At 65.6% G+C, this 16,561-nt stretch carries 12 protein-coding genes and 1 pseudogene; 6 read left to right on the forward strand and 7 right to left on the reverse strand.

The annotated features are described in order from the left end of the window. Position 1 precedes the first annotated feature (1 nt). From iolB to OSH05_RS20210, 5 genes are all read right to left on the reverse strand, one after another. Positions 2-799: a 5-deoxy-glucuronate isomerase gene (gene iolB, locus OSH05_RS20190; RefSeq protein WP_104217870.1), complete on the reverse strand. Its 798-nt coding sequence runs from the start codon at positions 797-799 to the stop codon at positions 2-4. A gap of 152 nt (positions 800-951) precedes the next feature. Further along, on the reverse strand, positions 952-1,839 hold the full coding sequence (gene iolE / locus OSH05_RS20195) for a myo-inosose-2 dehydratase (RefSeq protein ID WP_104217869.1): 888 nt from the start codon (positions 1,837-1,839) through the stop codon (positions 952-954). A 201-nt stretch (positions 1,840-2,040) separates the two neighbouring features. Beyond that, the gene (gene iolD / locus OSH05_RS20200) at positions 2,041-3,888 is read right to left on the reverse strand and encodes a 3D-(3,5/4)-trihydroxycyclohexane-1,2-dione acylhydrolase (decyclizing) (protein ID WP_104217868.1); all 1,848 of its coding nucleotides are present in this window, start codon (positions 3,886-3,888) and stop codon (positions 2,041-2,043) included. Between the two features lie 82 nt (positions 3,889-3,970). Next, positions 3,971-5,899, reverse strand: coding sequence for a bifunctional 5-dehydro-2-deoxygluconokinase/5-dehydro-2-deoxyphosphogluconate aldolase (locus OSH05_RS20205; protein ID WP_104218207.1), 1,929 nt, complete (start codon positions 5,897-5,899; stop codon positions 3,971-3,973). Positions 5,900-6,050: 151 nt separating this feature from the next. Next, entirely contained in the window at positions 6,051-6,902 is an 852-nt protein-coding gene (locus tag OSH05_RS20210; RefSeq protein WP_104217867.1) for a MurR/RpiR family transcriptional regulator, read from the reverse strand. 195 nt (positions 6,903-7,097) lie between these two features. Between OSH05_RS20210 and OSH05_RS20215 the strand changes: the two genes are divergently transcribed. The 6 genes from OSH05_RS20215 to iolG all read left to right on the forward strand — a co-directional run bounded on the left by OSH05_RS20215 (position 7,098) and on the right by iolG (position 13,830). Beyond that, complete coding sequence (locus OSH05_RS20215) at positions 7,098-7,928, forward strand: TIM barrel protein (protein ID WP_104217866.1); 831 nt, start codon at positions 7,098-7,100, stop codon at positions 7,926-7,928. A gap of 110 nt (positions 7,929-8,038) precedes the next feature. Further along, positions 8,039-8,962: a sugar ABC transporter substrate-binding protein gene (locus tag OSH05_RS20220; RefSeq protein ID WP_104217865.1), complete on the forward strand. Its 924-nt coding sequence runs from the start codon at positions 8,039-8,041 to the stop codon at positions 8,960-8,962. Positions 8,963-9,031: 69 nt separating this feature from the next. Beyond that, positions 9,032-10,570 (forward strand): sugar ABC transporter ATP-binding protein, encoded by a 1,539-nt coding sequence (locus tag OSH05_RS20225; protein WP_104217864.1) that lies wholly within the window; start codon positions 9,032-9,034, stop codon positions 10,568-10,570. Between the two features lie 29 nt (positions 10,571-10,599). Further along, complete coding sequence (locus tag OSH05_RS20230) at positions 10,600-11,631, forward strand: ABC transporter permease (RefSeq protein ID WP_104217863.1); 1,032 nt, start codon at positions 10,600-10,602, stop codon at positions 11,629-11,631. 37 nt (positions 11,632-11,668) lie between these two features. Further along, positions 11,669-12,793, forward strand: coding sequence for a Gfo/Idh/MocA family protein (locus OSH05_RS20235; RefSeq protein ID WP_104217862.1), 1,125 nt, complete (start codon positions 11,669-11,671; stop codon positions 12,791-12,793). A 41-nt stretch (positions 12,794-12,834) separates the two neighbouring features. Further along, entirely contained in the window at positions 12,835-13,830 is a 996-nt protein-coding gene (gene iolG, locus OSH05_RS20240; RefSeq protein ID WP_104217861.1) for an inositol 2-dehydrogenase, read from the forward strand. 30 nt (positions 13,831-13,860) lie between these two features. Here iolG and cueR read toward each other — a convergent pair whose 3' ends face one another. Then, positions 13,861-14,304: a Cu(I)-responsive transcriptional regulator gene (cueR, locus tag OSH05_RS20245; protein WP_104217860.1), complete on the reverse strand. Its 444-nt coding sequence runs from the start codon at positions 14,302-14,304 to the stop codon at positions 13,861-13,863. Then, positions 14,301-16,553, reverse strand: a pseudogene (locus OSH05_RS20250) (heavy metal translocating P-type ATPase); the annotation flags it as partial. The gene cueR and the pseudogene OSH05_RS20250, both read right to left, overlap by 4 nt. Between the last annotated feature and the right edge of the window lie 8 nt (positions 16,554-16,561).

The following is a 16,561-nucleotide window of genomic DNA, read 5'->3' on the forward strand; positions in this document are numbered from 1 at the left end:
TCTACCCCTTCAGCAGCCACGCATGCTCGGGCGCGTTGTGGAACCTCCATGTCCGCTTCGGGCCGGCCATGACGTTCAGGTAATAGAGGTCGTAGCCGTGGATGGTGGCGCAGGGGTGGTAGCCCCTGGGCACCAGCGTGACGTTGCCGTCCTCCACCAACAGGCTTTCGTCGAGCGAGCGGTCGTCGGTGTAGACGCGCTGAAAGGCGAAGCCCTGTGGCGGGTTCAGGCGGTGGTAATAGGTCTCTTCCAGCAGCGATTCTTCCGGCAGGGCATCGCGGTCGTGCTTGTGCGGGGGATAGCTCGACGTGTTGCCGCCGGGCGTGATCACCTCGACGACGAGGAGCGAATCCGCCGGGTCGTTCTCGGGCAATATGTTGGTGACATGGCGGGTATTCGAGCCCTTGCCGCGCACCTCCTGCGAGGTCTGGTCCGGGCCGATGCGCCGCGCCGGCAGGCCGCCCCCGAGAGAGGGCGCCGAGCAGACCGCGAGCGTCACCTTGGTCTCGGCCGTCGCCTTCCAACTCGAATGACCGGGGACATAGACCGAATCCGGCTTGCCCTCGAAGGGTGACATGCGCTCGCCGACGGTGCCGAAATCGATCCCGCCCGCGACGATGTTCGCCTTGCCGGCGATCAGCACGAGGCAGATTTCACGGTTCCCCGTGTCGTGATGCGCGCTCTCGCCCGGTGCCAACTCATAGACGTCGAAGCCGACATAGTGCCAGCCGGCGCTCTCCGGCGTGATGGCGATGGTCCAGCCTTCATGGCCGGACGGGTGGACGACGAGATCGGACATGGCGATGTCTCCTGCTTCCTCTTCCCCTCTCCCGCCTGCGGGAGAGGCCGGGTGAGGGGCTTTCTTGACTTGTGACGTGCAGCCTGAAAGCAAGGCCCTCACCCCCAGCCCTCTCCCGCAGGCGGGAGAGGGGGAAGAAAGAGCGAGGCCCCTTATCGCTTCCAGCCCGCCTCGGCGAAGAAGCGGACGAGGTTGCCGTAGCCCAGCTGCACAGTGCGGGCCGGCGGTGCCTTGACCGGGTCCTGCTCGGCCTCGATCACCACCCAGCCGGAATAGTTCGGCAGCGCCTTGAAGACGGAGACGAAATCGACCGAGCCGTCGCCCGGCACCGTATAGACGCCGGCCAGCACCGATTGCAGGAACGACCAGTCCTTGGCGATCGCCTCGCGCGCGACATCGGCGCGGACGTCCTTGGTGTGCACATGGGCGATGCGGCTGCGATAGGAGCGGGCGAGTTCCGCCGGATCGGCGCCGGCCCAGGTCGCGTGGCCGGTGTCGAGCAGCAGATGCACCGCCGGGCCGGTCGAGGCCATCATGCGGTCGATCTCGTCCTCGGTCTGGATCACCGTGCCCATATGGTGGTGATAGACCAGCGTCAGCCCGTCCTCCTCCTGGAGGAAGTCGGCGAACTTGGTCAGGCCCGTATTGAAGCGCGCCCATTCCTCCTCGTTCATGACCGGGCGCGTCGAGAGCGGCGCGTTCTCGTCGCCATGGATGGTGCGCGTGCATTCCGCCGCGATCAGCACCTTGGCGCCGAGAGCCTTCAGCAGCTCGATATGGGCGCGGGCGGCCTTGTATTCGCTCTCCGCGTCGCGCTCGATCAGGAAGGTCGAATACCAGCCCGAGACGAGATCGAGCCCGTAGCGGGCGAGGATCGGGCCGAGCGTGGCCGCGTCACGCGGAAATTTGTGGCCGAGTTCCATGCCCTCGATACCGATGGCCCGGGCGTCGGTGAGGCATTCTTCGAGCGGGATGTCGCCGCCGATATCCTGCTTGTCGTCATTGGACCAGCAGATCGGATTGGCGCCGATGCGGATCATGGGGTGGTTTCCTCCGGGGGCCTCGGATGAGGCGATGTTTGTTTCTTTCACCTCCCCCTGAGGGGGAGGTCGACGGCCGAAGGCCGGCGGGAGAGGGTTTAGGGAACCATCCGGAGAGGCCGTAAACCCTCACCCGGCGCTGCGCGCCGACCTCTCCCTCAGGGAGAGGTGAAGGGAAGGTGCTTCTGCCGTCAACTGTCCCTAATTCACGATCCGCTGCGCCTTGATCGCCGTCTCATACGCCGCGCGCGCCGCGTTCACGCTCGGCCGGTCGCTGACTTCGGGCACCGCCACGTCCCACCAGGCGCCGCCGGCTTCCGTCGTGATCAGCGGGTCGGTGTCGATGACGAGGACCGTGGTGCGGTCGTTCGCCTTGGCCGCCTCCAGCGCTGTTTCGAGTTCGGCGATCGAGGCGACCTTCTTCGAAATCGCGCCGAGGCTCGCGGCATGCGCGGCGAAATCGATAGCGGGCAGAGTCTCATGACGGGTATCCTTCAACAGATTGTTGAAGTTGGCGCCGCCGGTGGCCATCTGCAGCCGGTTGATGCAGCCGAAGCCGGTGTTGTCGAGCACGACGATGAAGAGCTTCAGCCCCAGCATCACCGAGGTCGCAATCTCGGAATTCAGCATCAGATAGGAGCCGTCGCCGAGCATGACGACGACGTCCTTGTCGGGCTTCGCCATCTTGACGCCGAGCCCGCCGGCAATCTCGTAGCCCATGGTCGAAAAGCCATAGTCGAGATGGTAGGAGCCGGGGGCGCCGGCCTGCCAGAGCTTGTGCAATTCGCCCGGCAAGCCGCCGGAGGCGCAGACCAAAGTTGCTTCCGGCCCCAGCACCCGGTTGACCGCGCCGATCACCTGGCCGTCGGAGGGCAGTTCGGCGTTGGTTGCCGCCGTCGCCTTGTCGGCATCGACGAACCAGGTGGCACGGCCTTCCTTCGCCGATTTCGTCCAGCTTTCGGGCGCGCGCCAGCCGCCGAGATCGGCGGAAATGTCCTTGAGGCCGGCCAGCGCATCGGCGACCAGCGGCAGCGCCCGGTGCTTGGTGGCGTCGAAGACCTGCGCATTGAGGCCGATCACGGTCTGGTGCGCGTTCTGGAACAGCGCCCACGAGCCGGTGGTGAAGTCCTGCAGCCGCGAGCCGATGGCAAGGATCACGTCGGCTTCTTCGGCCAGCCTGTTCGAGGCGGACGTACCGGTGACGCCGATCGAGCCCATGTTGAGCGGGTGGGTGGCGGGCAGGGACGACTTGCCGGCCTGCGTCTCGGAAACCGGAATGCCGTAGAGCTCGGCAAAGGCCCGCAGCGCCTCGGTCGCGCCGGAATAGAGCACGCCGCCACCGGCGACGATCAGCGGCTTCTTCGCAGACCGCAATGCCGCGACGGCCGCTGCCAGTTCGTCCTCGGACGGGCGGGTGCGACGCGGCACCCAGAGGCGCTCGTCGAAGAAGCTTGCCGGATAGTCATAGGCCTCGGCCTGCACGTCCTGGCAGAGCGACAGCGTCACCGGGCCGCATTCGGCCGGGTCGGTCAGTACGGCCATGGCGCGGTGCAGGGCAGGGATGATCTGCTCGGGCCGCGTGATGCGGTCGAAATAGCGCGACACCGGGCGGAAGCAGTCGTTCACGGTCCCCGTGCCGTCGCCGAAATTCTCCGCCTGCTGCAGCACCGGGTCCGGCCGGCGATTGGCGAAGACGTCGCCGGGCAGCAATAGCACGGGCAGGCGGTTCACATGCGCCAGCGCGGCCGCGGTCACCATATTGGTGGCGCCTGGGCCGATCGACGAGGTCACGGCCATCATGCGGCGACGGAAGCTCGCCTTGGCGAAGCCGATCGCGGCGTGGGCCATGGCCTGCTCGTTGTGGGCGCGATACGTCGGCAGCTCCTCGCGCACGCCATAGAGCGCCTCACCGAAGCCGGCGACATTGCCATGGCCGAAAATCGCGAACACGCCGCCAAAGATGGGGACCTTCTCGCCATTCACCTCGGTCATCTGCTTCGTTAGGAAGCGGGCCAGAGCCTGGGCCATGGTCAAGCGGATCGTGGTCATGGATCGTTTCCTCGGTCGTATTCTGTTTCGTCTTGCTTCCTTTGAACCCTCCCTCAGGGGGAAGGTTCAAGGGGGAGGGAGGCTACGCCGCTTCCGTCCTCCGCACGCTCCGCCACGCCGCGACCAGCTTCTCGAACTTCCGCGCCATGTCGGCGATGGCTTCTTCGTCGTTCATCGTCCCGGCCAGCCAGCCCTCGGCGGCCTCGGCAAAGATGGTTCGGCCGACGGCGAAGCCCTTGACCAGCGGTGTTGCGGCGGCGGCGCGGAAGGCCTCGACCAGTTCCTTCTCCGGCGCTTCCAGCCCGAGCAGCACGATGCCGCGGCACCAGGGATCGCGGTCGCGGATCACCGCCTCGATGGCGCGCCAGGCCGCCGCGTTCTTCTGCGGCTCCAGCTTCCACAAATCCGGGCGGATGCCCAGATCATAAAGGCGGGTGAGCACGCGCGGGATGGTCGTCTCGTCGAGCGTCCCGTGCTTGCCCGCGATGATCTCGACCAGAAGCTCGCGGCCAACCGTGCGCGCGGCGTCGTTGAGGCGCAGCAGCTCGCGCTCCTGCCGCTCCTTCAGTTCCGGCGGGTCGTCCGGATGGTAGAAGCAGAGGCACTTGACGGTATGGCCGATCGGCCATTCGACGAGATGGCTGCCCAGATCGGGCAGATGGTCGAAATCGAGTGGGCGCGACCCCGGCTTTTCGACCGGACGGCCGATCCAGAACCCCTCACGTGCCGCCTTCGGGAACGCCTTCTGGCCATAGGTCGAATCCAGCAGCATACCATAGCCGGATCGGCCCTTCGCGACGCGCGCGGCTGCCTCGACCGCTAGCACCTTGAGCCCGTCGATGCGCTGGCGATCGACGCCGAGCCGGTCGGCGACCGCCTCCAGTTGCGAGCGATGGTCGATGGCGAAGGCTAGCAGTTCGTCCGCGCCCTCGCGCCGTGTCGTCGCCCAGTGGAGATGGGCAAGGTCAGCATCCTTGCGCAGCGCCCGGTGCCGGCTGCCCTTGTCGAGGAAATGCGAAAGTTCGGGCCAGGTCGGATATTCCGGCGAGCAGAGCAGGCGCGAGACGGCGAAGGCGCCGCAGGCATTGGCCCAGGTCGCGCAGGTCTTCAGGGCCTCGCCCCTTAGCCAACCGCGCAGGAAGCCGGACATGAAGGCGTCGCCGGCCCCCAGCACATTATAGACCTCGATCGGGAAGCCGTCGCCGACAATGCCGGCCTCGAGATCGTCCGAGATCGGCCCGTCATAGACGATGCAGCCCATGGCGCCGCGCTTCAGCACGATGGTGGCCGAAGAGAGCGAACGGATGGTCTTCAGCGCGCCCAGCACATCATCGGCGCCGGAGGCGATGCGGATTTCCTCCTCGGTGCCGACGATCAGGTCGCAATCGGCGAGCACAGTCTTCAGCCTGTCGGAAACATGGTCCGATTTCACATAGCGCTCGAAGCCGCTTGCATGTCCGGCAAGGCCCCAGAGATTTGGGCGATAGTCGATGTCGAACACGATTTTGCCGCCAGCCGCCTTGGCAATGCGGATTGCCTTGCGCTGCGCGGCGTCGCTCGCCTCGCGCGAGAAATGCGTCCCGGTCACGACGATGGAAGCGGCGGAGGCGATAAAGCCTTCGTCGATATCCGCTTCCGACAGCGCCATGTCGGCACAGTCGGTGCGGTAGAAGATCATGGGCGAGACGCCTTCATCCTCCACGGCGAGCAGCACCAGAGCCGTGAGGCGTTCCTTGTCGGTGGCTATGCCCACGACGCTGACACCCTCGCGGATCATCTGCTCGCGGATGAAGCGGCCCATCTGCTCGTCGCCGACCCGGGTCACGACTCCCGACTTCAGGCCGAGCCGAGCCGTGCCGATGGCGATGTTGGAAGGGCAGCCGCCGACCGACTTGGCGAAGGAGGTGATGTCTTCCAGCCGCGATCCGATCTGCTGGCCATAGAGGTCGACGGAGGATCGGCCGATGGTGATGACGTCGAGCGGTTTCGCTGCTCCGGTGATCTCGGTCATCGTGACCTCCAGCATGGCATGCGCGGGATTCTCGCTGTTCTCGTCCGTCCAGCTGCGGGGCTTCGCCAATCACGACGCATTGGTGAAATAGGTGACGAACGCAGCTGATGAAACATAAGTTCCGTAATTCAGTCAATACGGAATGCATGGTTCACAGAGTCCGGCGCGCCTCGGCAACGGCGACCGTCAGCGTCATGGCGAGGGCGAGCGTGGCGGAGAGCGAACGGAAGCCTTCATAGTCGGCCTCGACCACTTCGAACCAGACGCCGGATGTAGGAATGAGCGGGCTGAACGGGCTGTCGGTGATGACGACGAGCGGCGTGCCCTGGTCGCCGATCTGGCGCGCATAGGCGAGCGTCGCCGAGGCGTAGGGCGTGAATGAGATGGCGATGGCGGCATCATTCGGGCCGGCGAACGCAAGCGTCTCGGGGTCCGTGCCCTGCGCCGAGCCGATCAGCACGGTCTTCACGCCGAGCTTGCCGAAGGCGTAGCTCATATAGGTGGTAAGCGGAAAAGAGCGGCGCTGGCCGATCAGATAGATCGTCTCGGCGCGCGCCAGCAGCGCCACGGCCGCCTCGATCCGGGGTACCTCGATACGCTCGCGCAGCGCGCCCACAGAGCGCTCTACTGCATCGCAAAAGCCCGAAAACAGCTCTCCGGTCTTCGTGCCATCGCCGGCATGCGAGCGCAGATGCGACAGGCGTTCGGTATAGCTGGCCGGCCGGTCGCGCAGCCGGTCCTGGAACACGTTCTGCAGTTCGGAGAAGCCTTGATAGCCGAAGGCCTGGGCGAAGCGGACCAGCGTCGAGGGCTGAACCTCTGCCTTCTCCGCGATCGAGGCGGCCGTGCCGAAGGCGACGTCATCGGGATTGGCCATGGCGTAGAGCGCGACCTGGGCAAGGCGCTTCGGCAGCTCGTTCTGACGGCTCACCATCAAATTGCGCAGGGTCCAGAAATCGCGCGGGGGCGCCGAATCTGCGGGGTCGGCCGGGTTGCTTGCCATTCTCTCTCTTCCCCGGTTTCGCGCGAACGGTCAATCGGCTCCACAACCCCTTGACGCCCGAGGGTGATGTGAAATAGATATTCCATCAATCGTGATAACGGTCAATTCATTCCATTATCACGTCTTCGGAGCGAGTTTGCCTCGGCATGGGGCGGTCCGATCCCGGAGATCCTGAACCGGCCGCTGATCGGGAGGATGCGGATGGTGCGTTTCGCGCTCAATCACATGGTGGCTCCGCGCCTTGGCCATGCCGCTTTTTTCGATCTGGCGGGGGCGCTCGGGATCGATGCCATCGAAATCCGCAATGACCTCCAGGATGTTGCCATCCTCGACGGCACGCCCGCGGCGCGGATCGCCGAGGACGCCCGCTCGCGCGGGCTTTCGGTCCGCTCGATCAATGCACTGCAGCGCTTCAACGAATGGTCGCCGGTGCGGGCCGAGGAGGCGAGGGCGCTGGCCGATTATGCCGCCGGCTGCGGCGCCGCGGCCCTGGTGCTTTGCCCCGTCAATGGCGGGAACTGGCAATTGGCGGATTCCGCTCGTCTTTCCGGTCTGCGCGAGGCCCTCGAAGGCCTGGCGCCAATCCTGGAGGCGGCCGGCATCGAGGGACTCGTCGAGCCGCTCGGCTTTCCGGAATGTTCGCTGCGGCTGAAGCGCGAGGCCGTGGACGCCATCGACGACGTCGGCGTTTCCAATCGTTTTCGCCTTGTGCACGACACGTTCCATCACGCGGTTGCGGGCGAAGCCGAGATATTCCCGGCGCGTACCGGCCTCGTTCACATCTCGGGTGTTGCCGACCGGTCTTCGCCGGTCTCGGCCCTGCGCGATCCGCACCGGGTCCTCATCGGCGGCGACGACCGCATCGACAATATCGGGCAGATCCGCGCGCTCGTGGCCGGCGGCTACCAAGGCTATTTCTCATTCGAGCCTTTCGCCAAGGAAATTCATGAAATCAACGACATAGAGGGAGCGCTCCGCGCGAGCCTTGCCTATGTCGACCAGGAGCTTCGGGCAGCTGCGGCTTGAGGGAGCCGTAGTTTCGAGAAGACGGGACCGAAGGTTCCGGAAGAAATGGCCCTGGGAGGGGCACCGGACAAAAGACAAAGGTGGGTCCGGCACCAGTGGAGGAGATCAACATGAAGCGCATTCTCTTCGCCCTTGCGGCGTCGACCCTGCTTTCGACCTCGGCATTTGCCGGCACGATTGGCGTCTCGATGGCCAATTCCGATACGTTCCTGACGGTGCTCCGGAACGGCATCGAGAATTATGCCAAGGAGAAGAACCAGCCGGTAACGATCGAGATCGCCGAGGACGACGTCAGCAAGCAGGTCAGCCAGGTCCAGAACTTCATCGCCGCCAAGGTCGATGCGATCATCGTCAACGCGGTCGATACTTCGGCGACGCCGACCATCACCAAGTTGGCCGCCGACGCCGGCATCCCGCTTGTCTATGTCAACCGCCAGCCGACCGACGTCGATGCGCTGGGTGACAAGGCCGCCTTCGTCGCTTCGGACGAAGTCGAGTCGGGCACGCTCGAAACCAAGGAAGTCTGCCGGATTCTGGGCGGCAAAGGCGACATCCTGATCATGGTCGGCGATCTCGCCAACCAGGCCGCGGTCCAGCGGACCAAGGACATCCACGACGTGATCGCGACGCCGGAATGCGCCGGCATGAAGATCCTCGACGAGCAGACCGCCGTTTGGGATCCGGTGAAGGCGCAGGACTTGATGACCAACTGGATATCGGCCGGCCTGAAGCCTGCCGCGGTCATCGCCAACAATGACAACATGGCGATTGGCGCGATCCAGGCCATGAAGGCGGCCGGCTGGAACATGAACGACGTGGTGGTCGCCGGCATCGACGCGACGCAGGAAGCGCTCGCCGCCATGAAGGCGGGCGATCTCGATGTGACCGTCTTCCAGAACGCGGCGGCCCAGGGCCAGGGCTCGCTTGACGCGGCGATGAAGCTCGCCGCCGGCGGCAAGGTCGAGAAGAAGAACTACGTGCCCTTCGAACTCGTCACGCCGGCCAACATGGCCGATTACATGAGCAAGAACTAAGGCAATCTCTCGGGGCGCGCCGTATCAGGCGCGTCCCGTCTCGTCCGGTCCGGCGTATCGGAGAAGCCTATGCTCAGTCCGCAGACGATGAAGGCGGTGCGCGAGAGCGGCGCCGTGCCCGGCGCGCCCTTCCTGCTGGAGGTTGAGGGCGTCCGGAAGGAATTTCCCGGTGTCGTCGCGCTCGACAACGTCCAGTTCCGCCTGAGGCGCGGCACGGTCCATGCGCTGATGGGCGAAAACGGGGCCGGCAAGTCGACGCTGATGAAAATCATCGCCGGCATCTATACGCCGGATGCGGGCTCGTTTCGGTTGCGCGGCGTGGATATCCGCCTGCAGTCGCCGCTCGACGCGCTGGAGAACGGTATCGCGATGATCCATCAGGAACTGAACCTGATGGCGTCGATGAGTGTCGCGGAGAATATCTGGATCCGTCGCGAGCCGCTGAACCGCTTCGGCTTCGTCAATCATGGCGCCATGCGCCGGATGACGCGCGACCTCTTCGAGCGCCTGTCGATCGACCTCGATCCCGATGCCGAACTCGGCACGCTCAGCGTCGCCGCGCGGCAGATGGTCGAGATCGCCAAGGCAGTGTCCTATGATTCCGATGTGCTGATCATGGACGAGCCGACCTCGGCGCTGACCGAGCGCGAAGTCGACCATCTCTTCCGCATCATCCGCAAGCTGCGCGAGGACGGAAAGGGCATCGTCTACATCACCCACAAGATGAACGAGCTTTTCGAGATCGCCGACGAAGTCTCGATCTTCCGCGACGGCCGCTATATCGGCACGCACAGCTCGGACGACGTCACGCGCGACGACATCATCCGCATGATGGTCGGCCGCGAAATAACGCAGATGTTTCCGAAGGAAGAGGTGCCGATCGGCGAGGTCGTGCTGTCCGTGCGCGATCTCGGCCTAGAGGGCGTCTTTCGCGATGTCTCCTTCGATCTCCGTGCGGGCGAAATCCTGGGCGTTGCCGGTCTCGTAGGCTCGGGCCGCAGCAACATTGCCGAGGCATTGTTCGGTGTGACGCCGGCAACTTCGGGCACGATCGCGATCCGGGGCAAACAGACCGTCGTCGATGCGCCGACCACCGCCATGGCGAATGGCATGGCGTTCCTGACCGAGGATCGCAAGGAAACCGGCTGCTTCCTGCTGCTCGACGTGCTCGAGAACACGCAGATGGCGGTGCTGACGCGCAGTTATTCCCGCTTCGGCTTCGTCGCGCAGGGGAGCCTGACGCGCGACTGCGAGGCGATGACGACGGCGCTGCGCGTCAAGACGCCCAATCTGCAGGAAACCGTGCTGAACCTCTCGGGCGGCAACCAGCAGAAGGTGCTGATCGCGCGCTGGCTGCTGACCAAGCCGAGTATCCTCATCCTGGATGAGCCGACGCGCGGCATCGATGTCGGCGCGAAATCCGAGATTCACCGGCTGATCTCGAAGCTCGCCGGGGAGGGGGTCGCCGTCATCATGATCTCGTCGGAGATGCCGGAAATCCTCGGCATGAGCGATCGGATCATGGTGATCCACGAGGGACGCGTCACCGGCTTCCTCGACCGATCCGAAGCCGACCAGATCAAGATCATGGACCTCGCTTCGCACTAGGCGGGCAGGGGGGAGTTGGGAGAGACGTCATGGCGAGCGAAGCGGAAGCCAGAGTGCAGGGCGCCAAGAGCGTTGTTCCGTCGGGCAAGCGTAAGCTGCCACCCGAACTATCCATCCTCGGCGTCCTCGTCGGCATCGCCCTGATCTTCGAGATCCTCGGCTGGATCTTCGTCGGCCAGAGCTTCCTCGCCAATCAGCAGCGTCTGACCATCATCGTGCTGCAGGTCTCGGTGATCGGCATCATCGCTGTCGGCGTGACGCAGGTGATCATCACGGGCGGTATCGATCTCTCATCCGGATCGGTGGTCGGGTTCACGGCCATGGTGGCGGCGAGCCTGGCGCAGAATTCGGACTATGCCCGCGCCGTCTATCCCTCGCTCACGGGCCTTCCGATCATCGTCCCGGTGATCGCCGGACTGGTGGTCGGGCTGTTGGCGGGAACCATCAATGGGACGCTGATCGCCTATACCGGCATCCCGCCCTTCATCGCGACGCTGGGAATGATGGTGACGGCGCGGGGCCTTGCCAAATGGTACACGCGCGGCCAGCCCGTTGCGCTGCTGCAGGACCGCTTCGCTGCGATCGGATCGGGCGTCTGGCCCGTGGTCATCTTCCTGACCGTCGCCGCCATCTTCTATGTCGCGCTCAAATATACACGCTACGGCAAGTTCACTTATGCGATCGGCGCCAATCCGCAGGCTGCACGCGTTTCCGGCATCAATATCGGCAAGCATCTGATTAAGGTCTACGCCGTTGCCGGCCTGCTTTCCGGCCTTGCCGGTGTGGTGACCGCCGCGCGCGTCGCCTCCGGCCAGCCGGGCATGGGCGTCATGTATGAACTCGATGCCATCGCGGCCGTCGTCATCGGCGGCACGTCGCTGACCGGCGGCGTCGGCCGCATCACCGGCACGGTAATCGGCGTCGTCATCCTCGGCGTCGTCACCTCCGGATTCACTTTCCTGCGGATCGACGCGTATTATCAGGAGATCGTGAAGGGCATGATCATCGTCGCCGCCGTCATCGTCGACCAGCAGCGCCAGCGCCGCCGCAAGAAGGTCTGATCCTCCGTTCCAAGCTGTCTCTCCGGGAGAACATGTCATGCAGTCGATCGGCGTCGGCCTGATCGGGACCGGCTATATGGGAAAATGCCATGCGCTTGCCTGGAACGCGGTGGCGCCGACCTTCGGCGATGTGACGCGGCGGCCGCGCCTCGTCCATCTTGCCGAAGTGAACGCCGATCTTGCGGCGCAGAAGGCGGGCGAGTTCGGCTTCGAGAAATCGACCGGCCATTGGCGCGATGTCGTGGCCGACCCGGAAGTTGACATCGTCTCGATCACGACGCCGAACGCCTTCCATGCCGAGATGGCGATCGCGGCGATGGATGCCGGCAAGCATGTCTGGTGCGAGAAGCCGATGGCGACATCGATGGCGGACGCGGACGCCATGCTGGCGGCGGCGCGGCGGTCGGAGCGGGTCACGGCGCTCGGCTACAACTACATCCAGAACCCAGCGATGCGGCACATGAAGGCGCTGGTCGATCAGGGGGCGATCGGCGCCGTCAACCACATCCGCATCGAGATGGACGAGGACTTCATGGCCGACGCCAAGGCGCCGTTTGGCTGGAAGAGCGAGGCCGGATCGGGTCACGGCGCGCTCGACGATTTCGGCGTCCATCCGCTGTCGCTGCTCACGGTCTTTTTCGGCCGCGTCGCCCGCGTCGTCGCCGATTTGGCCAAGCCCTATCCGTCTCGCCAGACCGCTGATGGCACGTCGCGCGCCGTAGAGACCGCCGACATCGCCAACATCCTGTTCCGACTGGAGGACGGCGTCTCGGGCGTGTTGCAGCTCAACCGCTCGGCCTGGGGGCGCAAGGGACGGATCGCGGTCCAGATCTTCGGCTCCGAGGGGACGATCGCATTCGACCAGGAGCGGATGAACGAATTGCAGATCTTCGAGGCGCGCGGACCCGTCGCGAACCAGGGCTTCCGCACCATCCTGACCGGGCCGGTCCATCCGCCCTATGCCCGCTTCGTCGCCGCGCCGGGCCATGGCCTTGGTTTCAACGATCTGAAGGTGATCGAGGCGCGCGAGATTCTGAAGCGGGTCGCGGGCGAGCCGGCGCATATCATCGACTTTGAGACCGGCCATTCGATCGAGCGCACCGTGGCCGCGATGGCCAGGTCGTTCGAGACGGGCGGCTGGACCGATGTCGGATCTTCCTGACCAAATTCATTCTGGATAGACGTCTTGGCGAGGAGCGGAACATGACGGTGAGACTGGGTCTCTTGGGCGCCGGGCGAATTGGCAAGGTGCATGCGCGGGCGATCGCCGCCAATCCCGGCGCGAAGCTCGTCGCGGTCGCGGATGCCTTCGCCGATGCGGCGGCAGAGCTGGCGGCGAGCTCCGACGCCGAGGTGCGCTCGGCGGATGCGATCCTCGCGGCAGGCGATATCGACGCCGTGCTGATCACGACGCCGACCGACCTGCACGCCACCATGATCGAGCGGGCGGCGCGGGCGAAGAAGGCGATCTTCTGCGAGAAGCCGATCGATCTCGACGTCGCCCGCGTGCGGAACTGCCTCGCTGTCGTGGCAAGCGAGAATGCGAAGCTGATGGTCGGCTTCAACCGCCGCTTCGATCCGAATTTCGTCGAGGTTCGCCGGCAGATCGACGAGGGCGCGATCGGCAAGGTCGAGATGGTGTCGATCGTTTCGCGCGATCCCGGCCCGCCGCCGGCCGACTATATCAAGCGCTCCGGCGGCCTGTTCCGCGACATGACCATCCATGATTTCGACATGGCGCGCTTCCTGCTCGGCGAGGAGCCGGCAACCGTCTACGCGAGCGCCTCGGTGCTGGTCGATCCGGAGATCGGGGAACTCGGCGACTATGACAGCGCCTCGGTCGTGCTGACGACGAAGTCGGGCCGGATCGCGCAGATCTCCAATTCGCGCCGCGCGAGCTATGGTTATGACCAGCGCATCGAGGTGCATGGCTCGAAGGGGCTCGTCAGCGCCGAAAACCTCCGCGCCACCAACATCGAAATCGCCAATGGCGACGGCTATCGCCGCGAGCCGCTGCTGAACTTCTTCATGACGCGCTACACCGAAGCCTATCGCGCCGAGATCGCCGCCTTCATCGCGGCGGTCGAGCGTGGCGGACCGATCACGCCCTCCGGCGATGATGGGCTCAAGGCGCTGGTGCTCGCCGATGCCGCGCTGCGATCGGCGAAGGAGAAGCGTGTGGTTCATCTGGAAGAATAGCGCCCGCGAGGCGTCGGCCGGTCCGTCGACCTATCGTCTGAAGCCGGCCCTGCGACTGGGTTTGGCTGCCGGCTCCGGCGGCGCCGCGCCATCGGCAAAATCGTCGAGGATCGGGCAATCCGGCCGCTCGTCGCCATGGCAGTGGCTGGCGAGATGGCGCAGCGTCTTCGCCATGCTCTCCAGTTCGCGGATGCGGCGCTCGATATCGGCGACGTGGTCGTCGGCGATCCGCTTTACTTCGGCGCTGGCGCGGTTCTTGTCGCGCCAGAGCGCCAGCAGCGCGCCCATCTCCTCGACCGAGAAGCCGAGATCACGGGCGCGGCGGATGAAGCGCAGCGTAGCCACATTCTGGTCGGAATAGAGCCGATAGCCGGCCTCGGTGCGCGCCGCCGCCGGGATCAGGTCGATCTGCTCATAGTAGCGGATCATCTTGGCCGAGACGCCTGAGGCGGCCGATGCTTCGCCGATATTCATGCCTTGTCTCCCGCCTTCAGCGGCTGGAAGCGCTTCAGACGCAGGGCGTTGCCGACGACGAAGACGCTGGACAGAGCCATGGCGCCGGCCGCCAGCATGGGCGACAGCAGGATGCCGAAGGCGGGATAGAGTGCGCCGGCCGCGACCGGGATCAGCACGGCGTTGTAGATGAAGGCCCAGAACAGGTTCTCGCCGATGTTGCGGATCGTCGCCTCGGAAAGTCCGATCGCCCTGACGACGCCCTGCAGGTCTCCCGACATCAGCACCAGATCGGCGCTCTCGATCGCTATATCCGTGCCGGTGCCGATCGCGATGCCGACATCGGCCGCGGCCAGCGCAGGGGCGTCGTTGATGCCGTCACCGACAAAGGCCACCCGTCCGCCGCGTGCCTTCAGCCGTTCGACGACGGCGACCTTGCCGTCCGGAAGGACTTCTGCCACGACCTCGTCGATGCCGAGCTGGGCTGCGATCGCCTCGGCGGTTGCGCGATTGTCGCCTGTGACCATGACGACGCGGCGGCCGAGTTCATGTAGCGCGGCGATGGCGGCCGGCGTCGTCGGCTTGATGGGGTCGGCGACGGCCAGGATCGCGGTCAACTGGCCATCGATCGCGGCATAGAGCGGCGACTTGCCCTCGGCTCCGAGTCGGCCGGCTGTTTCAGCGAAGGCGGAGACCGACAGGCCGAGCTTTTCCATGAAGCGATCGGCTCCGACTTGAACATGCCGGCTGTCGACCACGGCGGAGATGCCGAATCCGGGGGCGGCTTCAAAGCGGGTTGTGGCAATGAAGGCTGCTCCGTCCGCCCGTAGCGCTTCGACAAGCGCGGCTGCGATGGGGTGTTCCGAACGGGCTTCGGCGCTGGCAACGAGGCGCAGCACCTCGGCGGGATCGGTGTCGGCCACCGTTTCCAGATCGGTCAGTGCCGCGCGCCCCTCGGTCAGCGTGCCGGTCTTGTCGATGGCGACGATATGAGCCTCCCGAAGGCTCTGCAGCGCATCGCCCTTGCGGAACAGGACGCCCAGCTCGGCCGCCCGGCCGGTGGCGACCATGATCGAGACCGGCGTTGCCAGGCCCATGGCGCAGGGGCAGGCGATGATCAGCACGGCGACGGCGTTGACGAGGGCAAGCGAGAGCGAGGGCTCCGGTCCGAGGAAGTACCAAGCTGCGAAGGTCAGCAAGGCCGCGGCGATGACGGCGGGCACGAACCAGCCGGTCACCTTGTCGACCAGCCCCTGGATCGGCAGCTTGGCGCCCTGCGCCGTCTCGACCATGCGGACGATCTCGGCGAGCACCGTGTCGGCGCCGATCTTCTCGGCGCGGAAGGCGAAGCTGCCGGTCTTGTTGATCGTGCCGGCGACGACAGCGTCGCCGACGGACTTCGCTGCCGGCGCAGGCTCACCCGTGATCATGGATTCGTCGACATAGGACGCGCCCTCGACGAGCTTGCCGTCGACGGGGATGCGCTCGCCGGGCCGCACGCGCACGATATCGCCGACGCGCACCGCTTCGATGGTGATCTCGGACTCACGTCCGTCGCGCTCGATCCGCGCCGTTGGCGGCTGCAGTTTGATGAGCTTCTGGATCGCCGCGCCGGTGCGGCCTTTGGCTCGCGCTTCCAGCATCCGCCCAAGCAGGATCAGCGTGACGATGACCGCCGCCGCCTCGAAATAGAGCGAGCCCGTTCCCTCTGGCAGGAGGTTCGGCCAGAAGGTGACAATGGTCGAATAGAGCCAGGCGGCGCCGGCGCCGATCGCCACCAGCGCGTTCATGTCGGGGCTGGCGCGCAGGAGCGCCGGAACGCCCTTCGCGAAGAAGCGCCGACCCGGGCCGGCGAGAACCAGCGTCGCCAGGGCGAATTGCCAATAGCCGTTCCAGGGGCCGAGCGTCATGCCGACCCAATGATGGAAAGCGGGGATGAGGTGGCCGATCATTTCGACCAGGAAGAGCGGCGCGGAGAGCACCAAGGCGATCAAGAAGCTCCGCCCCAGTTCGCGCGCCTCTTCGTCGCGCTTGTCCGTCCTGTCTTCCTGCGGCGCGGCGCGCGTGATCGCATGCGCCTCATAGCCGGCGGCGCGAACGGCCGCCTCCAGCGCTTCAGCGTTCGCCCCTCCCGCTTGCACGGTGGCCCGTTCGGTGGCGAGGTTGACGCTGGCCTCGGTGACGCCGGGGACCTTCTTGAGTGCCTTCTCGACCCGTGACACGCAGGAGGCGCAGGTCATGCCTTCGATGGCGAGGTCGATCGGTTCCGCGGTCTTGA

The organism is Kaistia algarum (assembly GCF_026343945.1).
GTDB classification, from domain to species: Bacteria; Pseudomonadota; Alphaproteobacteria; order Rhizobiales; family Kaistiaceae; genus Kaistia; species Kaistia algarum.

What these genes read in the sequence shown, in the direction of transcription:
- OSH05_RS20215 (WP_104217866.1), top strand. Translation starts at nt 7,098, where the DNA reads ATGCGGATGGTGCGTTTCGCGCTCAATCACATGGTGGCTCCGCGCCTT.
- iolB (WP_104217870.1), bottom strand. Translation starts at nt 799, where the DNA reads ATGTCCGATCTCGTCGTCCACCCGTCCGGCCATGAAGGCTGGACCATC.
- OSH05_RS20230 (WP_104217863.1), top strand. Translation starts at nt 10,600, where the DNA reads ATGGCGAGCGAAGCGGAAGCCAGAGTGCAGGGCGCCAAGAGCGTTGTT.
- iolE (WP_104217869.1), bottom strand. Translation starts at nt 1,839, where the DNA reads ATGATCCGCATCGGCGCCAATCCGATCTGCTGGTCCAATGACGACAAG.
- cueR (WP_104217860.1), bottom strand. Translation starts at nt 14,304, where the DNA reads ATGAATATCGGCGAAGCATCGGCCGCCTCAGGCGTCTCGGCCAAGATG.
- iolG (WP_104217861.1), top strand. Translation starts at nt 12,835, where the DNA reads ATGACGGTGAGACTGGGTCTCTTGGGCGCCGGGCGAATTGGCAAGGTG.
- OSH05_RS20220 (WP_104217865.1), top strand. Translation starts at nt 8,039, where the DNA reads ATGAAGCGCATTCTCTTCGCCCTTGCGGCGTCGACCCTGCTTTCGACC.
- OSH05_RS20235 (WP_104217862.1), top strand. Translation starts at nt 11,669, where the DNA reads ATGCAGTCGATCGGCGTCGGCCTGATCGGGACCGGCTATATGGGAAAA.
- OSH05_RS20205 (WP_104218207.1), bottom strand. Translation starts at nt 5,899, where the DNA reads ATGACCGAGATCACCGGAGCAGCGAAACCGCTCGACGTCATCACCATC.
- OSH05_RS20210 (WP_104217867.1), bottom strand. Translation starts at nt 6,902, where the DNA reads ATGGCAAGCAACCCGGCCGACCCCGCAGATTCGGCGCCCCCGCGCGAT.
- iolD (WP_104217868.1), bottom strand. Translation starts at nt 3,888, where the DNA reads ATGACCACGATCCGCTTGACCATGGCCCAGGCTCTGGCCCGCTTCCTA.
- OSH05_RS20225 (WP_104217864.1), top strand. Translation starts at nt 9,032, where the DNA reads ATGCTCAGTCCGCAGACGATGAAGGCGGTGCGCGAGAGCGGCGCCGTG.